21 protein-coding genes are annotated in these 23,012 nt (G+C 72.9%); 13 read left to right on the plus strand and 8 right to left on the minus strand.

Translation table 11 applies throughout. From position 1 onward, the window contains the following. Positions 1-25: 25 nt before the first annotated feature. From ACM26Y_RS08055 to ACM26Y_RS08065, 3 genes are all read right to left on the minus strand, one after another. Positions 26-829 (minus strand): DUF1206 domain-containing protein, encoded by an 804-nt coding sequence (locus ACM26Y_RS08055; protein WP_003936165.1) that lies wholly within the window; start codon positions 827-829, stop codon positions 26-28. Between the two features lie 109 nt (positions 830-938). Beyond that, positions 939-1,454 carry a DUF664 domain-containing protein gene (locus tag ACM26Y_RS08060; RefSeq protein ID WP_289380611.1) on the minus strand — a complete coding sequence of 172 codons (516 nt, stop codon included), beginning with the start codon at positions 1,452-1,454 and terminating at the stop codon, positions 939-941. Beyond that, on the minus strand, positions 1,451-3,352 hold the full coding sequence (locus ACM26Y_RS08065; RefSeq protein WP_289380612.1) for an ABC transporter ATP-binding protein: 1,902 nt from the start codon (positions 3,350-3,352) through the stop codon (positions 1,451-1,453). The genes ACM26Y_RS08060 and ACM26Y_RS08065 overlap by 4 nt, the downstream gene beginning before the upstream one ends. A 199-nt stretch (positions 3,353-3,551) precedes the next feature. Between ACM26Y_RS08065 and ACM26Y_RS08070 the strand changes: the two genes are divergently transcribed. Further along, positions 3,552-4,013, plus strand: coding sequence for a PPOX class F420-dependent oxidoreductase (locus tag ACM26Y_RS08070; protein ID WP_289380613.1), 462 nt, complete (start codon positions 3,552-3,554; stop codon positions 4,011-4,013). A gap of 9 nt (positions 4,014-4,022) precedes the next feature. Here the strand turns inward: ACM26Y_RS08070 and ACM26Y_RS08075 are convergent, their stop codons facing one another. Beyond that, complete coding sequence (locus tag ACM26Y_RS08075) at positions 4,023-4,631, minus strand: hypothetical protein (protein ID WP_003936169.1); 609 nt, start codon at positions 4,629-4,631, stop codon at positions 4,023-4,025. Between the two features lie 47 nt (positions 4,632-4,678). Beyond that, complete coding sequence (locus ACM26Y_RS08080) at positions 4,679-5,449, minus strand: deoxyribonuclease IV (RefSeq protein ID WP_416063122.1); 771 nt, start codon at positions 5,447-5,449, stop codon at positions 4,679-4,681. 127 nt (positions 5,450-5,576) lie between these two features. On the opposite strand from ACM26Y_RS08080, the gene ACM26Y_RS08085 reads away from it, so the two are divergent. From ACM26Y_RS08085 to ACM26Y_RS08105, 5 genes are all read left to right on the plus strand, one after another. Beyond that, the gene (locus ACM26Y_RS08085; protein ID WP_003936171.1) at positions 5,577-6,335 is read left to right on the plus strand and encodes an ABC transporter ATP-binding protein; all 759 of its coding nucleotides are present in this window, start codon (positions 5,577-5,579) and stop codon (positions 6,333-6,335) included. A gap of 12 nt (positions 6,336-6,347) precedes the next feature. After that, entirely contained in the window at positions 6,348-8,870 is a 2,523-nt protein-coding gene (locus tag ACM26Y_RS08090) for an ABC transporter permease (RefSeq protein WP_416063123.1), read from the plus strand. 182 nt (positions 8,871-9,052) lie between these two features. After that, positions 9,053-10,636: an alpha/beta hydrolase gene (locus ACM26Y_RS08095; RefSeq protein ID WP_416063124.1), complete on the plus strand. Its 1,584-nt coding sequence runs from the start codon at positions 9,053-9,055 to the stop codon at positions 10,634-10,636. Then, positions 10,633-11,112 carry a hypothetical protein gene (locus ACM26Y_RS08100; RefSeq protein WP_416063125.1) on the plus strand — a complete coding sequence of 160 codons (480 nt, stop codon included), beginning with the start codon at positions 10,633-10,635 and terminating at the stop codon, positions 11,110-11,112. The genes ACM26Y_RS08095 and ACM26Y_RS08100 overlap by 4 nt, the downstream gene beginning before the upstream one ends. Positions 11,113-11,234: 122 nt before the next feature. After that, a complete protein-coding gene (locus ACM26Y_RS08105) occupies positions 11,235-12,221 on the plus strand; it encodes a hypothetical protein (RefSeq protein WP_416063126.1) in 987 nt (328 codons plus the stop codon). Between the two features lie 24 nt (positions 12,222-12,245). On the opposite strand, the gene ACM26Y_RS08110 is transcribed toward ACM26Y_RS08105, so the two are convergent. Genes ACM26Y_RS08110 through ACM26Y_RS08120 form a run of 3 tightly spaced genes read right to left on the minus strand, consistent with a single transcriptional unit; the run spans position 12,246 to position 15,381 of the window. After that, complete coding sequence (locus tag ACM26Y_RS08110; protein ID WP_416063127.1) at positions 12,246-13,223, minus strand: glycerate kinase; 978 nt, start codon at positions 13,221-13,223, stop codon at positions 12,246-12,248. Beyond that, entirely contained in the window at positions 13,205-14,158 is a 954-nt protein-coding gene (locus ACM26Y_RS08115; RefSeq protein ID WP_416063128.1) for a hydroxymethylglutaryl-CoA lyase, read from the minus strand. The genes ACM26Y_RS08110 and ACM26Y_RS08115 overlap by 19 nt, the downstream gene beginning before the upstream one ends. Next, complete coding sequence (locus ACM26Y_RS08120) at positions 14,155-15,381, minus strand: CaiB/BaiF CoA transferase family protein (RefSeq protein ID WP_003936178.1); 1,227 nt, start codon at positions 15,379-15,381, stop codon at positions 14,155-14,157. The genes ACM26Y_RS08115 and ACM26Y_RS08120 overlap by 4 nt, the downstream gene beginning before the upstream one ends. Before the next feature lie 316 nt (positions 15,382-15,697). Here ACM26Y_RS08120 and ACM26Y_RS08125 point away from each other — a divergent pair, with 316 nt between their 5' ends. The 7 genes from ACM26Y_RS08125 (at position 15,698) to ACM26Y_RS08155 (ending at position 23,012) form a co-directional block, all read left to right on the plus strand. Further along, positions 15,698-15,889 carry a hypothetical protein gene (locus tag ACM26Y_RS08125; RefSeq protein ID WP_003936179.1) on the plus strand — a complete coding sequence of 64 codons (192 nt, stop codon included), beginning with the start codon at positions 15,698-15,700 and terminating at the stop codon, positions 15,887-15,889. A gap of 161 nt (positions 15,890-16,050) precedes the next feature. Beyond that, on the plus strand, positions 16,051-16,293 hold the full coding sequence (locus ACM26Y_RS08130; RefSeq protein WP_416063129.1) for a helix-turn-helix transcriptional regulator: 243 nt from the start codon (positions 16,051-16,053) through the stop codon (positions 16,291-16,293). 5 nt (positions 16,294-16,298) lie between these two features. Beyond that, entirely contained in the window at positions 16,299-17,534 is a 1,236-nt protein-coding gene (locus tag ACM26Y_RS08135; RefSeq protein WP_416063130.1) for a type II toxin-antitoxin system HipA family toxin, read from the plus strand. Between the two features lie 138 nt (positions 17,535-17,672). After that, positions 17,673-19,724 (plus strand): hypothetical protein, encoded by a 2,052-nt coding sequence (locus tag ACM26Y_RS08140; protein ID WP_416063131.1) that lies wholly within the window; start codon positions 17,673-17,675, stop codon positions 19,722-19,724. Positions 19,725-19,728: 4 nt separating this feature from the next. Continuing rightward, positions 19,729-21,384: an NERD domain-containing protein gene (locus tag ACM26Y_RS08145; protein ID WP_416063132.1), complete on the plus strand. Its 1,656-nt coding sequence runs from the start codon at positions 19,729-19,731 to the stop codon at positions 21,382-21,384. Continuing rightward, complete coding sequence (locus ACM26Y_RS08150) at positions 21,381-22,004, plus strand: hypothetical protein (protein ID WP_416063133.1); 624 nt, start codon at positions 21,381-21,383, stop codon at positions 22,002-22,004. The genes ACM26Y_RS08145 and ACM26Y_RS08150 overlap by 4 nt, the downstream gene beginning before the upstream one ends. Before the next feature lie 12 nt (positions 22,005-22,016). Next, positions 22,017-23,012, plus strand: a complete 996-nt coding sequence (locus tag ACM26Y_RS08155) for a hypothetical protein (protein ID WP_416063134.1) — start codon at positions 22,017-22,019, stop codon at positions 23,010-23,012.

The raw sequence follows: 23,012 nt of genomic DNA on the forward strand, positions 1-23,012 counted from the left end.
GCGCGCCTGAGCGCGCCCGCGGCACTCACATCTTCCCGTACCGCGCGAGGACGAAGCAGTACACGCCGTACGCGGCGATGCCGAGGCCGGCCGCGACGAGCAGGAACTGACCGAACGGGGCGGTGCCCAGCGTCTTGAGGGCACCGTCCAGTCCCGTCGCCTTGGACGGGTCGGCGGTGAACGTCGCGACGAGGACCAGGACGCCGGCGCCGGCGATCGCCAGGCCCTTCGCGACGTACCCGACGACACCGAGCGGCTCGGCGTAGCGGGGCAGTCGCCCACGGTGCAGGTCGTCGAGGAACTTCTTCGCCGCGCCCTTGTAGACGTGGTAGGCGCCGATGCCGATGATCACCAGACCGGCCGCGACGAGCAGGAACTTGCCGCCGCCGGACTGCATCAACCGGGCGCTCAGTCCGGCGTTCTGCTCACTGCTCGACTTGCCGCTGCCCCGTGCGAACTGGAACGCGGTCAGAGCCAGCGCCAGGTAGGCCACGGCGACACCGAGGGTCTTGACCCGGTCCAGCGCCGAGGGCTGCTCGACCTCCGAGCGTTTGCCTACCGCGGCCTCCACCAGTCGCCACAGCGCCAGGGCGGTGAGCGTCACGGCCAGGACCCACAGGACGATCCTGCCGCCGGGCTGGGCGGCGAGTTCGCGGAGCGCGCCGGACTGGTCGGCACTGGCCGGATCACCGAACGCGACCTGGATCACCACGTACGCGATCAGCAGGTGCACGACGCCGCTCGCCGCCTGCCCGACCCGCGCCACCTTCTCGAACATCGGGTGCTGCGCGGCGCCCGCAGGTCCCGTGCTGGTCTGTTGTCCGGTCACGCGACGGCCTCCAGGATCTCGCGGCGACGGCGCCGGGGGCGCCCGGGCATTGGTGCCTACGGGGAGCCTATCGCGGCTGCGGTGTGCCGTCCGGGTTCGCCGATCCCGGTTACCAGGCCCCGCCCGCCAGGACGTCGGCGGTGGCGCCGTCGACGGATTCGCGGATGATGTCGGCGTGACCGGCGTGCCGGGCCCATTCCTCGATCTGGTGCAGGACCAGGAAGCGGACGCTGAGCGGCACGCCCTGGTCCAGCCATCGGGCGATGCTCTCGGGCAGGTCCACCACCCGGTCGAGATCCGGCTCCGCCCGCAGCACGTCGGCGAAGCGGGCCGCGACGGTGTCGAGCCGCGCGAGCTGGTCCGCGACGGTCTCGTCGTCGCGCACCGCCCACCCGGCCGTCCACGCCGCGACGGGGTCGGGGTCGCGGGACTCGGTTCCCGAGATCCGGTCGGCGGCCGCGACCTCGCCGTCGATCACATGGTTCAGCAGGGAGGCCAGGCTCATCGCCGAGGCGCTGGGCGTACTGCGGGCCTGGTCCTCGGTCAGGCCGGACAGCGCATTGCGGAACGCGGTGCGCTGAGTGTCGAGCAGCAGGAGCAGCAGGTCGGTCTCGTTCGTCGTCATGAGCCCAGTGTGGGCGCCATTGCGGACACCTTCGGTCCTGAATCGGCGAACTGGGTGCGGTACAACTCTCCGTAGCGGCCGTCGGCGGCGAGCAGTTCGGTATGGGTGCCGCGCTCGACGATGCGGCCGTTCTCGACCACGAGGATGAGGTCCGCCGCGCGGACGGTGGACAACCGGTGCGCGATCACCACCGCGGTCCGGCCGGCCAGCGCCTCGGTGAGCGCCTCCTGCACGGCGGCCTCCGAGGTCGAGTCCAGGTGCGCGGTGGCCTCGTCGAGGATCACCACCCGCGGATGGGCGAGCAGCAGCCGCGCGATGGTCAGCCGCTGGCGCTCACCCCCGGAGAGCCGGTAGCCGCGCTCGCCGACGACGGTGTCCAGGCCGTCGGGGAGGGAGCGGATCAGCTCGGTGAGCCGGGCCCGGCGCAGTACGTCCCACAACTCGTCCTCGGTCGCCTCCGGGCGGGCCAGGAGCAGGTTGGCCCGCACGGTGTCGTGGAACAGGTGCCCGTCCTGGGTCACCATGCCGACGGCGCCGCGGATCGAGGCGGTCGTCAGCCGGCGCACGTCGACGTCGCCGAGCAGTACGGAGCCGGCGTCGGTGTCGTAGAGCCGCGGCACCAGCTGCGCGATCGTGGACTTGCCGGCGCCGGAGGAGCCCACCAGAGCCACCATCTGCCCGGGCTCGGCCCGGAAGCTCACGTCGTGCAGGACCGGTGCGCCGCCACGGGTGTCGAGGGTGGCCACCTCCTCGAGCGACGCCAGCGAGACCTTGTCGGCGGAGGGGTACGCGAAGTCCACGTGCCGGAACTCGACGGCGACCGGACCGTCGGGGACGGGGCGGGCGTCGGGCGCCTCCTCGATCAGCGGCCGCAGGTCGAGCACCTCGAAGACCCGCTCGAAGCTCACCATCGCGCTCATCACGTCGACGCGGGCGCTCGCGAGTGCCGTCAGCGGCGAGTACAGCCGCGTGAGCAGCATCGCCATCGCCACGACGGCGCCCGGCTCGAGTTGCCCGCGCAGTGCGTAGAAGCCGCCGAGTCCGTAGACCAGGGCCAGAGCCAGAGCGGACACGAGAGTCAGGGCGGTGACGAACACCGACTGCAGCATCGCCGTCTTCACCCCGATGTCGCGCACTCGGCGGGCCCGGACGGCGAACTCCGACGACTCCTGCGACGGGCGCCCGAACAGCTTCACCAGCGTTGCGCCGGGCGCGGAGAACCGCTCCGTCATCTGGGTACTCATCACCGAATTATGGTTGGCCGCTTCACGATTCAGTCGGGCCAGTCGCACGCCCATGTGCCGGGCGGGGACCACGAAGATCGGCAGCAGCAGCAGCGCGAGCAGCGTGATCTGCCACGAGATGCCGACCATCACCACCAGCGTGATCGCAAGGGTGACGAGGTTGCCGACCACCCCGGACAGGGTGTCGCTGAACGCCCGCTGGGCGCCGATCACGTCGCTGTTGAGTCGGCTGACCAGAGCGCCGGTGCGGGTGCGGGTGAAGAAGGCGACCGGCATGCGCTGCACGTGGTCGAACACGGTGGTGCGCAGGTCGAGGATCAGGTCCTCGCCGATGCTCGCGGACAGCCAGCGGTTCAGGATGCCCAGGCCGGCCTCGACGAGCGCGATCGCGGCGATCAGCACCGCCAGCCAGGTGATCACCGAGAGGTCGGCGCGGTCGACGATCGCATCGATCACGCGGCCGGCGAGCACCGGGGTGGCCACCCCGAGCGCGGCGATCACGACGCTCAGCAGCAGATACATGCCGATGTTGCGGCGGTGGGGGCGGGCGAATTCGGCGATGCGGCGCAGACTCGCGCGCGAGAACGGGCGCCGGTCGCTCTGCGCGTGCATCGCGTTGTACATCGCGTTCCACGCGGTCACTTCCATGCTCATTCGGGAGCCTCCTGAAGTCGGTCGCCCGACCGTAGAACCTCGAGTGGACTCGAGGTCAAGGGTAGGTCGCGCAGCGTCACGCGGCCGTGTCGTCACCACCGGATCCGTCGGCGCGGTCGCGTCCCGCCGGCGAATTCTGCCCGGCCACTCCGACAGGAATGTTCGTCGCCGTCACGGCCGTGCACGTAGGGTCGGGAACATGGCACCGAAGATCGCAACCGCAGACCGCGTGGACCGCGACCGGTTGCTCGAATTCGTCCGTCCCCGCCACCGCGGCACCCTGGTGACCGTGCGGTCCGACGGGCGGCTGCAGATGTCTCCGGTCACGTGCGGGCTCGACGACGCCGGCCGCATCGTCGTCGCGACCTACCCGGAACGCGCCAAGGTCGTGAACATCCGCCGCCACCCGGCTGTGTCGATCCTGATCCACTCCGACGACTGGAACGGCCCCTACGTCCAGATCGACGGCACCGCCGAGGTGATCGACCTGCCGGATTCGGTCGAGCCCCTGGTCGAGTACTTCCGCGCGGTCGCCGGGGAACACTCCGACTGGGACGAGTACCGGGAGGCGATGCGCAAGCAGGGCAAGTCGCTGATCCGCATCACCGTCGACGACTGGGGTCCCGTGGCGACGGGCGGCTTCCCGCCCGGCCGGGTCTGAGCCGCGCGGTCAGCGAGCGACGTCGACGACCAGCCGCGTCGGGTTCGTCAGTGCGTACACGTCGAACGGTGTGTTCGGCTCCGCGACGCCGACGAACGACTGGGTCACGCCCTCGAAGACACCGGAGCCGGTGACCTCGACGACCGATCCGCCCGGCTGCGCGAGCACCGGGTCGGGCCCGGAGTAGGGCTCGACACCGCTGTCGAACGGGTACGCCGATCCGTCGATGAGCACCTGCAGGATCGCGCCGCCCGCGACGGTCACGTCGTTGCCGCTGCCGTCCTGCACCGCCCGGTCGACGTAGCCGACGCGCCACCCCGGGGTGCCGGTTCCACCCATCTCGTACACGACCCGGTCGAAGTTCTCGTGCCGGCCGGTGCGGATGTCGGTGACGGTCAGCTTCGCGTCCGCCGAGGCGGGTGACGTCTTGTCCGACGCGTCGGTGGGGGCGGGCTCGTCGCCCGGCGAGTCCGACGAACCCGACGACCCCGACGAGGACCCGGACGGGACGGACGAGGTGGCGGTGCTCGCCGACGCGGACGGAGCAGGACTGTCGGAGTCCGAGCAGCCCGCGAGGACCAAGGCGAGGGCGACGACGGCGATCCGGGCGTGCTTCATGGGCAAGATGTTACGGCTGTGACGGAGCGGTGTGCGGGAGGCGTGCGTCAACCGAGCAGTTCGCGCAGGTAGGCGATGTCGTCGGCAATTCCCTCCGCGGGGGTTTCGAGGACGACCGGCGCGTCCGCCGCCCGGCACACCGCCACCAGCAGGTCGGGGTCGATCGTGCCGGAGGTGATGCCGGCGTGGCGGTCCCGGCCGGAACCGAAGCCGTCGCGGGAATTGTTCAGGTGGACCAGGTCGATCCTGCCGGTCGCGGCCCGTACCCGTTCGACCACGTCGACGAGGTCCTCGCCGCCCGCCCACGCGTGGCAGGTGTCCAGGCACAAACCCACGTCGTAGTCGCCGACGGCGTCCCACAACCGCGCGATCGCGGCCACGTGCCGCGCCATCGCGAAGTCGCCACCCGCGGTGTTCTCGATCAGGACGGGTACCGCGAACCCGCCGCTGTCCTCCTGCCGCTCGAACAGCTTGCGCCAGTTCTCCACGCCCGCCGCGACCTCCTCCCCGGACCGGACGTGACCGCCGTGCACGACCAGACCGAAGGCGCCGAGCCGGGCGGCCGCCTCCGCGTGCTCGGCCACGGCCTTGCGCGACGGCATCCGCAGCCGGTTGTTCGTGCTGGCGACGTTGATCACGTAGGGGGCGTGCACCACCACCGCGACGTCGGACGCACGGATCTGCTCCTGCCGGGGGTGCGTGCCCGGTCTCGTCCACCCCTGGGGATCGCCGAGGAACAGTTGCACCAGGTCTGCGCCGTATCGTTCGCCGCAGCCGATCGGATCGTCGTCCTGCCGGACGTGTGCTCCTATCCGCATGATCTCGACGGTAGCGCCCGGCGGTGCCTCGCCGGCGCCTCGCCGCGCGTCACCCTGAGATCCGGCCGCGAGGAATCCGGGACGTCCCCGATGGTGCCCCGTCGGAAAAGTCAGGAAGATGGTGGGCATGCCAGCCCACACCGCCACCGCCGCGCGCGCTATCGACCTGATCAAGATCTACGGAACCGGTGAGACCGCTGTCCACGCCCTCGACGGCGTGAACGCGGAGTTCGCGGCGGGGGAGTTCACCGCCATCATGGGCCCCTCGGGTTCGGGGAAGTCGACACTCATGCACTGCCTCGCCGGCCTCGACACCGCCACGTCCGGTGCAGTGGTCCTCGGTGACACCGATCTGACCGACCTGTCCGACAAGCAGATGACCCAGTTGCGCCGCGACCGGATCGGCTTCGTCTTCCAGGCGTTCAACCTGGTGCCCACGCTCACCGCCCTCGAGAACATCACGCTGCCCGTCGACATCGCCGGACGCAAGGTCGACCGGGAATGGCTGGACACCGTCGTGACCCGCCTCGGGCTCGGCGACCGGCTCGATCACCGGCCGGGGGAGCTGTCCGGCGGTCAGCAGCAGCGGGTGGCCTGCGCTCGCGCACTCGCCGGCCGGCCCGACATCATCTTCGGTGACGAGCCCACCGGAAACCTCGACTCCCGCTCCTCGGGGGAGGTGATGTCGATCCTGCGGGCCGCGGTCGACGAGTTCGGGCAGACCGTCGTGATCGTCACCCACGACCCCCGGGCGGCCAGCTACGCGGACCGCGTGGTGTTCCTCGCGGACGGGCGCATCGTCGACGAGATGCGCGATCCGACCGCAGAGTCGGTCCTCGACCGGATGAAGCAGTTCGACGCCGTCGCCGTTCCCACGGCGAAGTAGGGCGAGCCGACCATGAGCGCGAATCCCGTCCGCAGGGTTGCCCTGCGCAACCTCGCCGCCCACAAGGTGCGGCTGCTGCTGACCGTTCTGTCCGTGGTGCTCGGCACGGCGTTCGTCACCGGCTCCTTCGTCTTCACCGACACGCTGCAGCGCACGTTCGACGGCCTCTTCGCCGACGCCGCCCAGGGCGTCGACGTCCGCGTCAGCAGCGAACAGCAGGGCTCGAGCGGCGTCCCCGACTCCGACGTCGCGGTCGTCTCCGCGGTCCCCGGTGTGCGGACCGTGGTGCCGGCGTTCGGGGGGCCGGTCATCGTCCTCGACTCCGAGGGGGCGGCCATCCAGACCGGCGGTGCCCCCAGCGAGGGGACCGCCTACCTGCCGCCCGACCAGCAGCTCGGTGATCCGACCGAGTTCGTTGCCGGGCAGCCGCCCACCGCCGACGGCCAGATCGCGCTCAACTCGAGCGCCGCCGAACGTGCCGGTCTGTCCGTCGGTGACTCGACGAAGGTCCTCGCCGCGTCGGCCGGGATCCTTCCGGTCACGGTCAGCGGCATCTACGACGTCGAGACCGACACCGGCGGTTACGTCGGGGCGATGTTCACCGAGAACCAGGCCCGTGCCCTGTTCACCGACGGCACCCACGTGCAGTACATCGACGTCGCCGGGGACGGGGTCCCCGCCGACGAGCTGCGGGACCGGATCGCCGCCGCCGTGCCCGACCAGAAGGTCCAGACCGGCGCCGAGGTGAGCGAGGAGATCAAGTCCGAGATCGAGGAGGCGCTGAGCTTCCTGAACTACTTCCTGCTCGCGTTCGGCGCGATCGCGCTGCTGGTGGGCACCTTCATCATCTACAACACCTTCTCGATGATCGTCGCGCAGCGCCTGCGGGAGCTCGCGCTGCTCCGGGCGATCGGCGCGAGCCGCGGCCAGGTGGGCCGGTCGGTGACCCTCGAGGCGCTGGTCGTCGGGGTCGTGGGCAGTGCCCTCGGCATCGTCGGCGGCGTGGCCCTCGCCTACGGGCTGCGCGCCGCGCTCAACGCGTTCGACGTCGGCCTGCCCTCGGGGCCCCTGCAGCTCGCGCCGCGCACCGTGCTCGTGGCCCTGCTCATCGGCATCGTCGTCACCGTCGTCAGCGCCTACGCCCCGGCCCGTCGGGCGAGCAAGGTCCCGCCGGTCGCGGCCATGCGGGAGGAATCGACCGCGACCGTCGAGTCGCTGCGGCTGCGCACCGTCGTCGGGGCCGTCGCCGCCGTCGTCGGTGCCGCCGTCGTCGTCGGCGGCGCCCAGGGCACCGGCGGGGGCGCGGCCTCCACCGTCGGCATCGGGGCGTTCGCCCTGATCATCGCGGTACTGCTCGCGGCGCCCGCGCTGTCGCGGCCCTTCGTCGCGGGGCTCGGCGCGGTCGTCGCCCGCCCGTTCGGAGCCGTGGGCCGGCTCGCGCGCACCAATGCGGTGCGCAATCCCCGCCGCACCGCCGCGACCGCGTTCGCCCTGACCCTGGGCCTGATGCTGGTGTCCGTGATCGGGGTGTTCGGCGCGTCCGCCAAGGCGAGCGTCAATTCACTCGTAGACACCGGCGTCAAGTCCGACTTCATGCTCACCGGACCGCAGATGATCGGCGTGCCCGTGGGGGCGGCTGCGGCGGCCGCCCGCGCCGAGGGCGTGGAGGAGACCGTCGCGATGCACGGTGTCCCGGCGCGCATCGGCGACGAGGACACGTTCGGCGTCGCGCTGTCCGGGCCCGTCGCCGACGTGCTCGAGGTCGACGTCGTCGAGGGACGCGAGGACGTCGCCGGTACCGACCTGCTCGTGTCGCAGACCACGGCCACGGAGAAGGGCTGGCGGGTCGGCGATGCGGTCACCCTCACCAGCCGCGACGGTGAGGACGTCGCCACGACGGTGAGCGGCATCTTCGCCGACAACCAGTTGCTCGGCTCGTGGGTCGTCTCCGAGGAGGTCTACCAGCAGTTCACCGCACCGGCATCCCGCGCGGACTTCGTGGTGTTCGTCAACACCGCGGCCGGCAGCGACCCGGAGACGATCCGCACGGCCCTCGAGGACGCCACCAAGCAGTTCGTCGTGGTCCAGGTGCTCGACCGGGAACAGTTCAAGGGTCAGCAGGCCGCCCAGATCGACACCCTGCTCGCCGTGCTCTACGGGCTCCTCGCGCTGGCGGTGGTCATCGCGGTCCTGGGCATCGTCAACACTCTCGCGCTGTCCGTCGTGGAACGCCGCCGGGAGATCGGCATGCTCCGCGCGGTGGGCATGCAGCGGGTCCAGGTCCGCCGCACCATCTACCTCGAGTCGATGCTCATCGCGGTGTTCGGGGCGGTCGTCGGCCTGGTGCTGGGTCTGGCGTTCGGCTGGGGCTTCGTCCGGACCCTGGCCGATCAGGGCCTCGATCAGATCGCCGTCCCGTGGGGGCAGGTGCTCGGCATGCTCGTCGGCTCCGCCGTGGTCGGGGTGCTCGCCGCCCTGTGGCCGGGCGTGCGCGCCGCACGCACCCCGCCGCTCGAGGCGATCTCGGACATCTGACGCGGCAGTCCGCGACATCCGCCCCCGGTGCCACGCGCCGGGGGCGGACCGCGTCCAGCCCCTCGTCCCGGGCACGAGTTGTCCACAACCGGCCCGTTTCTCCACAGTTCGGCACCCGCAGCGTCGCATCGTGCCGCGGCGGGTGCCCAGCCGGTTACGCTGCCGCGCCAGGGGGTGGGTCGATGGATCTTCGGCAGTTGCAGCGGTGGGACCCGGATGCGCTGGACGGTCTCGGCACGGTGCTGGACCGGCACGCGGAGGAACTCGAGCGGATCGGCGCGCAGATCATCGGGCGGTTCGGCGGTCGGTGGTCGGGCGTCGCGCATGCCGCCGCCGAGCGGCGGATCGGTGACGTCGCCGAGCAGATCGCGCGACGGTCCGACGCGTATCGGGGGGTGAGCCGCTGCGCGACCCGGTGCGCGCCGCGGCTGCGGGCGCTGCGCGCGGAACTCGACGACGCGACCCGCTGGGCCCGGGAGCGGGCGCTGACCGTGCGGGACGACGGAACCGTCACCGCCGGCCCGGCCTCGGGCGCCGACCTGCACCGCTCCGAGGCCCAGGCCCGCATTCGTGCGGTCCTCGACCGGGCCGAGGCGCTGGATCGGTGGGCCGCGGCCGATCTCGGTCGGACGGTGTACGACCCGGCTGCGCGTCCGCTCGGTTTCGGGGGTGTGCGCGCTGCGCCCGCACCCACGGCGGCGGTGCCGCCGGCCGGGATGGCTGCGGCGGAGGTGGCGGCATGGTGGGCCGGGCTCGACGACGGCGAGCGCACGTGGATCGTCACCTCGGCGCCCGAGCTGATCGGCAACCTCGACGGGGTGCCCGCCGCGGTGCGGGACCGGGCCAACCGCGCGCAGCTGGCGGCCGAACGGCGCCGGCTCGAGGCGGTCGCCGCCCGCCTGCAGGCCCAGCTCGACGCCGCTCCGCTCGGCGGACTGGCGAGCAACGCCGACGCCGGGCTCGCCCAGACCCGCAACAAGATCGCCGCGCTCGACGCCCTCGAAGTGACGCTGGTCCGCCCGGCACGACAGCTGCTGAATCTCGATCTCTCGGGCCGCGAAGCGATGGCCGCCGTGGCGGTCGGGGATGTCGACACCGCCGACCACGTCACCGTCTTCACTCCGGGCGCCGGGTCCACGGTGCAGGGCAATCTCGCCGGATACGACAGCCGGATGGCGGCGCTGAAGGACGAGGCCGAGCGCCAGCTGCAGGCAGCGGGCCGGGGCGCCGAATCGGTCGCCGCCGTGACCTGGCTGAACTATCAGGTGCCGCAATGGGGCTGGGGCCTCGCCCGCACCGAGTCGAGTCCTGTCTCCGACCTCGCCGCGGTCCGTGCCGCCCCGCGGCTCGCCGGTTTTCTCGACGGCCTGCACGCCGAGCGGGATCCGCACGTGACCGCCGTCGGTCACTCCTACGGCGCGCTCGCCACCGGACTGGCGCTGCAGCAGGGCGGCGGCGTGGACGCCGCGGTGTTCCTCGGCGCCCCGGGAATCGGCACCGACGACGTCGCCGAACTCGGGGTACCGCCGGGCGCGGCCTACCTCGTCGAGGCCGATCGTGATCCGGTCGGGGACCTCGGCACGTTCGACGGCGATCCGAGTTTCCTCGACGGGGTGACCCAGCTGTCGAGCGACGCCGGGCCGGACGCGGCCGGCCGGCCGCGTCTCGGCTCGACCGGGCACAGCGAGTACCTGAACGACGGCACGATGAGCCTGTACAACGTCGCCGCGGTCGCCGGCGGGCTCACGGATCGAGTGGTGCGATGAAGCGGCTCGGCGTGCCGATGCTGACGCTGGCGGTCGCCGGGTGCGCGGGCGCACCGTTCCCCGTCGCCGTGCCCGAGCCGGTGGCCGCGGACCGCGCCGGTGCCGTCGAGTACTACACCCGGATCCGGCACGACGCGACCGCCGCCCTCTCCCGCGAGTTCCCGGAGATGCAGTTCCGGCAGTCGAGTCGGGGGACGACGGGTTACTGTGAACTGCCCGACGGCTCGGCGGGCACCACGGTGTTCCTCCCCACCCAGCTCTCCGATCGGCCCGTGCCGGCCGGGCAACTGGAGCGGGCGGCACGGGTGTTCGAGGAATCGCTGGCGGGCAGCGGTTTCCACGGCTCCCGGTCCATACCGGTCGGCACCGGGCTCGAGATCCGGATGTTCGCGGCCGACGGTTCCGTCATCTCGTTCGGCAGTTATGTCGCCGCGACCGTGGGGCTGACGGTGGGCTGCTACCCCGAGCCGCCGTAGTCCGGGGTCCGCCGGCGCCGAGTGCACGAGTGCTCGACCGCGGCGTGTCTGTTCCCGCTCGCCGTGTCCTTGCCTCGCCGTGCGTTACGCTCGGGCCTCGTCCCGTCGGCGAAAGGGCAGTGATGCGTGCGGTGCTCGGCGTCGCGGTCGATGCCGGTGAGGTCTGTGCGGTGCTCGTGGATGCCGACGTCCCGGCCCTCGGCCCGTTCGACACGCAACGCTGGCCCGTGGGGGACCGCACCGAGGCGGAGGCGGTGGGCCACGCGTTCACGGCGATGACCGAGCGCGCCGCGCGGGCGGAGGTGCGCTTCACCCGGGCCGGACTGGTGGCGGCCGGGACTACCGTGCCGGACTCCATGCCGGACTCCGGGGCGACCGAGGTGCGGATTGTGGGGACCGACGAGGCCCGGCTGGCCTTCCTCGCAGCGGCCCCGGAGCTCGACGGTGTGCGGACGGTGGTCCTGATCGGCCGCGACGATGCCACCGGCCGTGTGTCGGTCGCCGACATCCGCTCGGGAGCGGTGCTCGCGTCGGTTGCCGTGGCGGAGGACGACTTCGGTCAGATCGCGCCCGCCCTCCCGGGGGCCGCCGACGAGGCCGTGGCGCTCGCCGGTGTCGGTCCGGAGGCCCTGGTGTTCCCGGACCTGCGCCCCGGCGACGTCGCCGTCGCCCGTGCACTGGCGGCGGCTCTCGACGTGCCGTTCGTGACCCCGCACGGCGGGCCGTGGCACCGGGCCACCGGAGCCGCGCTCGTGGCCGCACGCACCGAACCGTTACCGGCGGCGCCGTCGCCGTCGTCGTCCCGGCGGGTCGCGCTGCTGGTGGCGGTCGTCGTCGCGCTGGCCGTCCTGCTCGGCGGCGGGCTGGCCGTCGCCATCGGTGGGGCCGGCCCGTCCGAGCCGCCGCGCCCGGCCGACGCCGCCCGGTCCGTGCCCGTCCCCTCGGCCGGCCCCACGCCGGACACCGGCGCGCCGGCCGCGGTTCCGTGCCCGGAGCGCGACACTCCGCAGGTCCGGCCCGCGGGCTGGTCGATGCGGGCGTCCGACCCCGATCCCGGCCCCCACCCCGACCCGACGCCGCCGTCCGTCACCGCACCGCCGTGCGAATGACGGTCCTTCCCGGCCGCGACCGGGTCAGCCGAGGCGTGCGAGCCGGGCGCCGGCCGCGCGCAGGGCGTCGCGATCGGTGGCGACCATGATCTCCGCGAACCGGTCCCGGTAGTCGCCGAGATCGTCGCCCACCGATCCCACCACCGCCACGACCGGCGCCGCGTGGACCCGGGCGAGGATCGCCGAGACGATCTTTCCCGAGCGGGACTGCCCGTCGAGGCGTCCTTCGCCGACGACGACGAGGTCGGCTCCGGCGAGTGCGGCGTCGAACCCGAGCGCGTCGAGCACGAAGTCGGCCCCCGAGCGCAGGTCCGCGCCGAACTGCGCCCACATGCCGCCGGCGAAGCCCCCGGCCGCGCCGGTCCCGTCGACCTCCCGGGGATCACGCGGCAATGTCACGGCCGCGTCCTCGAGGCGGCGGGTGAGCCGTTCCACGGTCGTCTCGTCCGCGCCCTTCTGCGGGCCGAACACCCGAGCGGCGTCGGTGTAGCGGGTGGTCACGTCCGTCAGCACCGTGACGGTGGCGGTGCCCAGGCCGCCGGCGTCCACGACGGCGGCGATCGCCCCGAGTCCGCCGTCGGTCGTGGCCGATCCTCCCGCCGCGACGACGACATGCGTGGCGCCGCGCCGCACGGCCTCGGCCATCGCCAGGCCGGTGCCGTAGGTGTCCGCCGTCATCGGATCGCGGAAACCCTTGTGCGGGGTGGTGATTCCGCTGAAGGTGGCGAGCTCGACGACCGCGGTGCCGTCCTCGCCGAGCCCGAACGAACCCGAACACGGGGCGCGCCACGGATTGACGGAGTCGATCTCGATCAGCTCGAGACCGAGCGGACCGGTGAGCACCTCGAGGGTGCCGTCGCCGCCGTCGGCGACCGGCATCCGGATCGTCTCGAGCCCAGCCGATTCCGCGCCGTCCGCCACGGCGTCGGCCACCTCGGCGGCGCGGTACGTGCCCTTGAAACTGTCCGGGGCGATCAGCACCCTCACCGCTGCACCACCCATTCGAACGCCGCGGCCTCGGATCGGGCGCCCTGCGCGGCGCGGGAGCGGTTCGGCTCGCCCAGCTCGGCGACGACGGACTCGCCCAGCCGGACCAGGTCGGCGAACACCGGCGGCGTCAGCCACGCGGGCCGGGTGGCGAAGAGCAGGTCCTCGCTCGCGGTGTTGCCACTCGCGCCGGGCGCGAAGGGGCAGCCACCGAGTCCGCCGAGCGACCCGTCCACCACTGCGGCGCCCGCGCCGATCGCAGCGAGGCTGTTGGCGACGCCCAGCCCCCACGTGTCGTGGCCGTGGAAGACGATGCGGCGGGCGGGGGACTGCTCGCGTACCCGGGCGACCAGCGCCGCGACCTGCGCCGGCACGGCCTGGCCGAGGGTATCGGCGAGGACGATGTCGGCGGCGCCGTCGGCGCGCGGGTCGCACGCGATCTCGAGCACCCGGCCGGGGTCGACGGGCCCGTCGAACGGGCAGGTGAACGCGGTGGCGAGGCAGAGCTGGATGGTGCCGCCCGCGGTGCGGGCATGTTCCACCGCGGCGGGCATCGCGGCGAGGCTCGCGTCGGTGTCCCGGCCGATGTTGGCGCGGTTGTGGGCATCCGACACCGACAGGCAGTACTGGAAGTGTCGGGCGCCGGCGGCAGCCGCCTTCTCCACGTGCCGCGGCGTGGCCACCCAGATGTAGCAGCGGTCGAGCTCTTCGGGGGTGAGCATCCCGATCAGCTCGACCGTGCCGGCCATCGGTGGGACCAGGTCGGGCCGGGCCATCGAGCCGATCTCGAGTTGCGGCACGCCCGCGGCCAGCAGCGCACGGACGATCTGCGCCTTCCGCTCCGTGGGCAGCACCTTGCCGGTCAGTTGCAGCCCGTCGCGCAGGGTCACGTCGCGCAGCTGCGGTGCCGCGGCACCTACGACGTCACCGCTTGCCACACCACCGCTCACGACACGACCTCCAGTAGTTCGTCGATCTCGGCTTCGGTCCGGCCGAGCAGGCCCCCGAGCACCTCGCGGGTGTGTTCACCCAGATCCGGTCCGACGTTGCGGATGGGCAGTGACCGCCCGCCGAGCACGGGCACGATGCCGGGGAACCCGACCTGCTTCGGCTCGTCCTCGCCGACGTCGACGGCGAAGTGCTGGATCATGTTCCGGGCCCGGTACTGCTCGTCGTCGACGATGTCGGCCGCCGTGTAGATCGGCCCGCACGGCACGCCCGCGGCGTCGAGGATCTCGAGCACCTCCCCGCGCGGCCGTCGCCGGGTCCAGTCGGCGATCGCGGCGTCGAGTTCCTCCCGGCGGGCCCAGCGGCCGGCGTTGGTGGCGAGATCGGGATCGTCGGCGAGATCGGGTCGCTCGATGGTGCGCATGTAGCGCTGGAAGATGGCGTCCGCGTTCCCGGCGATGATCACGGAGGTGCCGTCCGAGCAGGGATAGGCGTTGGAGGGGGCGATGCCCTCCATGCGGCCGCCCACCCGTTCCCGCCGGACGCCGTAGGCGAGGTAGTCGGGAATCAGCGACTCCATCATCGAGAGCATCGACTCGTTCAGTGCGACGTCGACGACCCGGTTCGCCGGCGGCAGCGACCCGATCAGCTGGCGCTGCAGCAGCGCCGTGACCGAGCCGAAGGCCGCGTACAGCCCGGCGATGGAGTCGCCGATCGACACCCCGACCCGCACCGGCGGCCGGTCCGGATCTCCGACGAGTTCCCGGAACCCGCCCACGGCCTCGGCGACGGCCGCGAATCCGGGACGCTCCGCGAGGGGGCCGGTCTGGCCGAACGCGGAGATCCGGGTGACCACCAGGTCCGGCTTGATCTGCGCGAGCACCTCGGGCCCCATTCCCCACTTCTCCAGGGTGCCGGGCCGGAAGTTCTCGAGCAGCACGTCGCAGTGACGCACCAGATCCAGGATCACGGCCCGGCCCGCCTCGGTGCGCAGGTCCACCACGATGGACTTCTTGTTGCGGTTCACCGTGCGGTACAGCATCGACGTGTCCCCGGCGTACAGGCGCCAGTTGCGCAGTTCGTCGCCGGTGCGGGGCCGTTCGACCTTGATGACCTCCGCGCCGAAGTCGGCGAGCAGCCGGCCCGCGGTGGGTGCGGCGATGTAGTTGCCGAGTTCGAGGACGCGGATGCCTTCGAGAGGGCGCAGGATCTCCTCCGAGTTCATGGGCAACAGTGTGCCCTGTGCTGCGCCGCAGCGGTGTGCCCTGTGCTGCGCCGCAGCGGTGTGCCCTGTGCTGCGCCGCAGCGGTGTGCCCTGTGCTGCGCCGCAGCGGTGTGCCCTGTGCTGCGCCGCAGCGGTGTGCCCTGTGCTGCGCCGCAGCGGTGTGCCCTGTGCTGCGCCGCAGCGGTGTGCCCTGTGCTGCGCCGCAGCGCGGGCGAGGCGTTCCCGGTGGTGGACACGCCGCGACCTTCCCGTGCTCGTGTGACGTGGCGCACTATCCTTCCTCTCGGGCAGGGGGTCTCGGGAAGGTGCTTGGGTCATGGTGGTCGCGAAAGTCGTTCTGTGGTGTGCGCTGCTGGTGGGTCTGGTCGGTGCCGGGATCGCCGTCAATGCGCTGCATGTGCACGGCGCCGTCGGGTCGCTGATCGTGGCGTCCGTCGCGGGTCTGGTGCTGCTGCGGCTGCGGCCTGCCGCTCAGCTCGAGGTCGAACCGGATCACGCCACGCCCTGACTCTTGGGCTTGCGAGGGCAGGCCGAAGCCGTGAATGCGTCGCGAAAGGCGAACCTCTGCGTCCTTGAGCTTGTCATCACAGGCATAACCCTGGACAACCGGGCGCAGTGCGGGCACACTCGGATCAATGCCTGCCGTCGCAAGCACAGAGAGGAGCCGCTGTGGCCACGCCCCGCCGTCGCGCCCGCACGGAACGCGGCGGTCTCGGCGACCACTTCGTGGACCGTCGGCACCGGCTCGGCCTCACCCAGTCCGAGCTCGCCGACCTCGCGGGGGTATCGCGCTCGAGCGTGCAGTCGCTCGAGTCCGGCCGCGCCACCGTGCAACTCGACCTCGTCGTGGCGATCGCCGACGCACTGGGCTGCGACCTGGAGCTCACCCCGCGCGGCGACCGGACCGGGTGAGCCCGGTGGTCGAACGCCTCGTCGCCGTCGACAGCGCCGACGTGTACAAGGGCGACCGTCTGGCCGGCCACCTCACCCGGGACGGTCACGACGTCGTGTTCCGATACGAGCCGGACTACCTCGACGATCCGGCCGCGCCCGCGCTCGCGTGGACGGTGCCCAAGACGGGGGAGGAGCTCCGCGCCGGCGGCGGCAGCGTCCCGCCGTTCTTCGCGGGTCTGCTGCCGGAGGGCATCCGGCTCCGCGGCGCCGTCGCCGCCACCAAGACCTCCGAGGACGACCACCTCACCATCCTCATGGCCGTGGGCGCGGACACCATCGGCGACGTGCGGGTGTTCCCCGCCGGCGCCCGGCCTCCGACGTCGACGCTTCTGCTCGACCCGGAGGCCGTCCGAAGCGAGGACCTGCACGAGCTGTTCGACCGGATCTCCGGCCACGAGTCCGTCGCTCTCGATCCCACCTCTCTGCCAGGGGTGCAGGCGAAGGTGTCGGCCCGGATGTACTCCGCTCCCGTCGCGACGGTGCAGGGTCCCGCCATCCTCAAACTCGCCCCGCCGCGCGGCTACCCGCGGCTGGTCGAGAACGAGCACTTCTTCATGGGTCTCGCGTCCGCCTGCGGTCTGGCCGTCGCCGGACACCAGCTCGTCTACGACCGCCGGGGCAATGCGGGACTGCTCGTCGCACGCTTCGACCGGTGGGTCGGCCCCGGCCACACCCTCCACCGCACCGCCCAGGAGGACGCCTGCCAGGTCCTCGGCGTCTACCCGGCCGCCAAGTACCGGCTGAAGACCGAACGGGTCGTCGAGGCGCTGGCCGGGGCGTGCGAGCGCGGCGGTGGATCGGCCCGCGTAGCCACCCTCGAGCTGCTGCGCCTGGTGGCCTACTCCTATGCCGTCGGCAACGGCGACCTGCACGGGAAGAACTTCTCGATCCGCCTCACCGAATCCGGGCTGTGGGCCGTCACCCCGGCCTACGACCTGCTGTGCACCCAGCCCTACCTCGGGTGGCGCGACCCGATGGCCCTCGACCTGTACGGCAAGGCGAACAAGCTCACCCGCCGCCACCTCGTCGAGTCCGGTGGCCGGCTGGGGGTACCCGAGCGTGCCGTCACCCGGATGCTCGACGGGATCCGGCGGGGGATCGCCGGGGGCCTGGACCGTCTCGCCGAGATCGGGTTCGGTGAGCGGGACACGGCGCGCCTGCGGGACCTGCTGGTCCGGCGCGCCGACGAACTCGGCTGATCCGGTCGTCGTACGACGGCCGGAGCCCCGGCCGGTAGAGTCCCCGGCGGGCGTCCCGCACGAGACCGCGGTCGCCAGTCGCGCATCGAAGAGGAGCACCGGGTCGTGTCGCTGTGGTCGACTGCACTGTCTCCCGGGATGCTCAGCGAGTACGTCTGGGTCGACCTGATGCCGTGGCTCGACCGGTACGGCTCGGCCCGCAACGCGCAACTGGCCGCCCTCGCGCCCGACGAGCGCTGGTGGGAACGCCGGTCCCCGGCGGAGACCGCCGCGTCCGCCGACGTCGTGGCGATCTGCGGGGAACTGGCCCGAATCTACGTCACCGAGCATCCCGACCTGGTGTTCTCCGCGGGCATCGCCGACACCGTCGACGTCCCCGTCGCCGCACTCGGTCTCGGCACCCGGGCCGCCGCGACCGTCGCGCGGCTGCCTCGCGCGGCGACCACCGCCGGTCTGCTCGGCTACACGCCCGCCGCCCTGTTCTCCGTGCGCGGCGCGGGCCCGGAGACCGTGCACCAGATCGTGCAGGCCGTCCTCGTCCTCGCCATCCTGCGGGATCCGGCGTCGCTGCGGGTGGCCACCGACGCCCCCACCCTTCCGCCCGCGCTGTCCCTGCTGCTCGACGACCTCGTCGCACTCGCGCGGTGGCGCGGGCTGCGCGCCGACCCGGACCGGCCGCTGGTGCGGGTCGAACTCGAGGACGGCGCTCCCGAGGAGATCCAGCAGGTCGCCGCGCGCATCGCCGCCCTGACCGCACGGGACCTGCCCCTGCCCGCGCCGCCGCGTGCCCTCGACGAGCTCGCCGCGTACGTGGCCGGGCTGGCCGCACCCGAGCGCGACGCGATCCGCCGCCGGGTGCTCGGCGACGAACCGCCGGACCCGGACGCTCCGTCGACCTTCGCGTTCGGCACCGCCGTCGGCGATCTGCTCGCGGCGCTGCGCGTCGACGTCCGTCCCGTCGCCACCCTCGAGCGGATCCTGGCGTCGCGACCGGAGCTGGCTCAGCCCGTCCCGGGGCTCGAGGTGCCGCTGTGGCGGGCTCTCGCGCGCCTCGACGATCGCTTCGAGGTGGTCGACGGGTGGGTCGCGGTCCCGGGTCTCGCCGAAGCCGAGCGCCGGACCCATGCACTGCTCGCCGAGTTCGAATCCCCGAACGGGGTCGTCGAACCCGCAGCCGTCGCCGTCGTGTGGAACCTGCCCGCCGCGGAATTCGCCGCGTGGCTGCGCCGGTGCGGAGTCCCGATGTTCGAGGGCCGCGCCCTGACGCGGCGGTCCGCGTTCGCCGATCACGCCGCCGCCGTGCTCGAGGTGATCGGGGATCCGCTCACGGCCGCGGAACTCGTCGACCGCATGGGCACCCCCGCCGGTCCCGCCGCCGTGATCGACGCGATGGGCGCCGACGAGCGGTTCTCGCTCGCCGAGGACGACCGGTGGGCGCTCACCGAATGGGAGACCGACGAGGAGAACGCGGTGCGCGGCCGCATCGCCCGGATCGTCGACGCCGACGGCGGAGCCGCGGACCTCGGCCGCGTCGTCGACCGGCTGGTCGAACGCTTCGGGGTGTCGCCGACCAGCGCCCGGATCTTCGCCGGCAGTGGTGACTTCGAGATCGTCGACGGCCGGGTGCGCCGACGCCGGCGCACCCACGTGAGCATCAAGCCCCCGCACCGCACCCGTCGTCTCTACCGTCTCGGGGACGTGTGGCGGCTGCGGGTCACCGCCACGCGGGACCACTTGCGCGGCGCCGATTTCCCGGTGCCGTCCGCGGTCGCGGGCGTCGTCGGCTGCGTCCCGGGACGCGAGGTCGCCCTGTCGTCCCGGCTGGGCACCCAGGTCGTGCGCTGGACGGGTGCGTCCCCGCATCTCGGCAGCGTGCGACGGTTCCTCGAGGATCTCGGAGTCGACGAGGGCAACGAGATGTTCCTCGAGTTCCACCCCGGCGGACGGTTCGACGTGCTGCCGCTGCGCACCGTCGCCGACAACGCCGAGCCGCTGCGCAAGGCACTGGCCCTCATCGGCCATTCGGCCCCGGAGATCGTGCCGGAGGACGGCGTCGCGCCGGCCTTCGCGGCCGCCGTCGGTCTGGGCGACGAGACCCGCCCGCGCCGGGTGCTCAGTGCCTACCGGGCCCGGCACGAGGCCGAAGTGACCGCATTGCTCGAGCAGGCGTGGGTGCGCGTGCCAAGCTGAGCGCATGCCGATCCGCAGACCCGAGCGTCCGCTGCTGGCGAACGACGCCGAACGCCTCGTCTGGGAGGCCCTCGTCCGGCAGCTCGGCGACGGGGACCTCATCGCCGCGGGCCTGCGCGTCACCGACCACCTCAAGGACCACGAGATCGACTTCGTCGTCGCGCTCGAGGGCCACGGCGTCGTGTGCCTCGAGGTCAAGGGCGGTCAGGTGTGGCACGACGGCTTCCAGTGGGTGCAGGCCCGGCAGGGCAAGGACCGCGAGATCGATCCGGTCCGGCAGGTGCTGCAGTCCTGCTACGCGCTGCGCCGCTACGTCGAGGCCGATCCTCGCTGGACGCAGGGCCGGCTGCGCTGGGACCACTTCGTCGTCCTGCCCCACACCGAGGTCCGCGCCGACTTCGCCCTGCCCGAGTGCCCTCGCTGGAAGGTGATCGACCGCAACGACCTCGGCAGCATCGCCGAACGGCTGCGCGCGGTGCTCGACAAACAGGAACTCGACCGGCCGGCCCTCACCGCCGACGGCGTCGACCGGTTCGCCGAGGTGCTCGCGGGCCGTGGCCTGCCGCAGCGCGACGTGGTCTCGCGCGCCGTCGCCAACGAGGATGCCGCGGACCGGCTCACCGAGCAGCAGGCCGTCATCCTCGACGCGACGCGCCTGCTCCGCCGTGTCGAGGTGCGCGGCGGCGCCGGCACCGGGAAGACGTTCCTCGCGCTCGAGCAGGCCCGGCGCCTCGCCGAGCAGCAGCAGCGGGTCGCGCTGATCTGCTATTCGCACGGCCTCGCGTCGTACCTGCAGCGGATCACCGCGACGTGGAACCGGAAGAAGCGGCCCGCCTACGTCGGCGAGTTCCACGCCCTCGGCCGGCTGTGGGGTGCGGCCGAAGGCCCCGACGAGGCGCTGCGCACCGCCGACACCGTGCGCTTCTGGGAACACGACCTGCCCGCTCAGATGACGGAACTGGCCCGGTCCCTGCCGGAGGGGCAGCGTTTCGACGCGGTCGTCGTCGACGAGGCGCAGGACTTCGCCGACGCCTGGTGGGATCCGATCACGGCCGCCCTGCGCGACGAGGAGACCAGCGGCATCTACGTGTTCACCGACGAGGCGCAGCGGGTGTTCGACCGGGAGGGCCGGCCCCCGGTGCCGCTGGTCCCGCTGGTGCTCGACCACAACCTGCGCAACACCCGGCAGATCGCGGGGACCTTCGGTCCGCTCGTCGGCCAGCGCATGCGGCTGCTCGGCGGGGAGGGACCCGATGTGCAGTTCGTCGCGTGCCGCGGCGACGAGGCGCTCGCCGTGGCCGACGACCGGATCGACGCCCTGCTCGACGAGGGCTGGCGGCCCGGCGACGTCGCGCTGCTCGCCACCGGCAGCCGGCACCCGGAGCAGGTGGCGCGGCAGGCCGAGGGCAACGCGGCGTACTGGGACAGTTTCTGGGACACCGAACAGGTCTTCTACGGACATGTCCTCGGCTTCAAGGGTCTCGAGCGCCGCGCGGTGGTGCTCGCGGTGAACGAGACGCAGCCGCAGGAGCGTTCGCGAGAGCGGCTGTACGTCGGGTTGTCCCGGGCCCGCGACCAGCTGGTGGTGTGCGGGGACCCGGACTTCGTCCGGCAGGTCGGCGGACCGGAACTGGCGGTCCGGCTGGGGCTGGGCCGATGAGCCTGCTGCGGGACTGGACGGTGTCGGCGACGGTGGGGGAGTTCGCCGGCTTCCTCGTTCCCGCCGTCGTCGGCGCGGTGCTGTTCGACAGCGCCGCCGCGTTGCCGGCGTTGATGGCCGCCGGCGTCGTCGAGGGCTCGGTGCTGGGATGGTCGCAGGCGCGGGTGCTGCGGCACCGGCTGCCGGCGATGTCGGTGCGGCGCTGGGTGCTGGGCACGGGCGTCGCCGCGGCGTGCGCCTACTTCCTGGGGATGTCGCCCTCGGCGTTCTACGAGACGTGGTCCGCGTGGCCGGAGGCGCTCCCGGTCGCGCTCGGAGTCGTCTTCGGCGTGGCGCTGCTGGCGTCGATCGGGTTCGCCCAGTGGCTCGAGCTGCGTCGGCACGTCCCCCGCGCGGGCCGCTGGATCGCGTGGACCGCCGCCGCGTGGCTGGCCGGCCTCACCGTGTTCCTCCTGGTGTGTACCCCGCTGTGGCAACCCGGTCAGCCGTGGTGGCTCGTCGCGGCGATCGGGGCGCTCGGCGGCCTGCTGATGGCGCTCGTCACCGCCCTCGTCACCGGCTACGGTATCCGTCAGCTGCTCACCGCGAAGGATCCTGCTGCGTCCGTCGCGCGCACGTAGCACCATGGAGCCATGACCGACGACGTGCACCCCGAGGAACCGGGTCCCGCCGACGACGCCGTCGCCCGCGCCCTGCGGGAGGCGATCGTCTCGGTGGAGGCCGCCGTCGCGCGCGTGCACGAGCTCTCCGCGGAGATCTTCGAGCTGGTCGGTGCGCCCGAGGGTGGCGACGCCGTCGACCACCACAATGCGCTGACCCGGGTGGCGGGGATCCTCGACGGCACCGGCCGGCTGCGCGGCGCCGACTGGGAATCGGTGCGCCGGCTCGGCGACGTCCTCGCCGATCGAGGCGAGCGGCTCCGCGCCCACGCCGGGCGGGTGCTCGACGGGCTCGCCGTCGACGCACCCGCGCAGGACCGGGTGGCCTGCCTGCAGCAGGCCGTGGAGACCGACCGGCTCGGGGAGACGGTGCAGCTGCTCGTCCTCGTCGAGGACTCGCTGAACCTGTGGCAGCGGCTGCGGCTCGAGCAGGTACGTGCCACCGAACCGGACCGGCTCGAGGACGCACGCGCGGCAATCGGCGCGTCGCTCGCCGGGCGGGTGGAGCGGGACGTTGCGCTGCTGCTGCGCGCCCGCGCGCGGCTGGCGAGCTACGCGGTGCACACGCCGTTCGAACTGGTGCGGTGGCTGTCGTCCGCCCGGGTGAAGCGGGACATCGCCCGGCTCCGCGCGGACCTGGACGATGTCGCCGCGGCGTTCGGCAGCGCCGCGCAGCGCGCTCTCGAGGCCGAGGACCCGGCGGTGGCCGAGAACCTGGCGGAGCTGGGCAATCCGGTCCGGGCCGTGGGCGGGGCCCTCGGCGAGAGTGCCCGCACCCTGGGTGACAGTGCCCGCACTCTGGGCGAGAGTGCCCGCACCTTGAGCGACAGTGCCCGCACCCTCGGCGGCCGGGCGGTCGGGGCGGGCACCACCGGGGTGGGCAAGCTGGGGCGGGGGTTGCACCGGGTTGCTGAGCCCCGCCGGCGGCCCGACGGCGACGTGCCGCTGACGGCCGCCCCCGACGCCTGA

It is taken from the genome of Rhodococcus indonesiensis (assembly GCF_047782815.1).
GTDB lineage: Bacteria > Actinomycetota > Actinomycetes > Mycobacteriales > Mycobacteriaceae > Rhodococcus > Rhodococcus indonesiensis.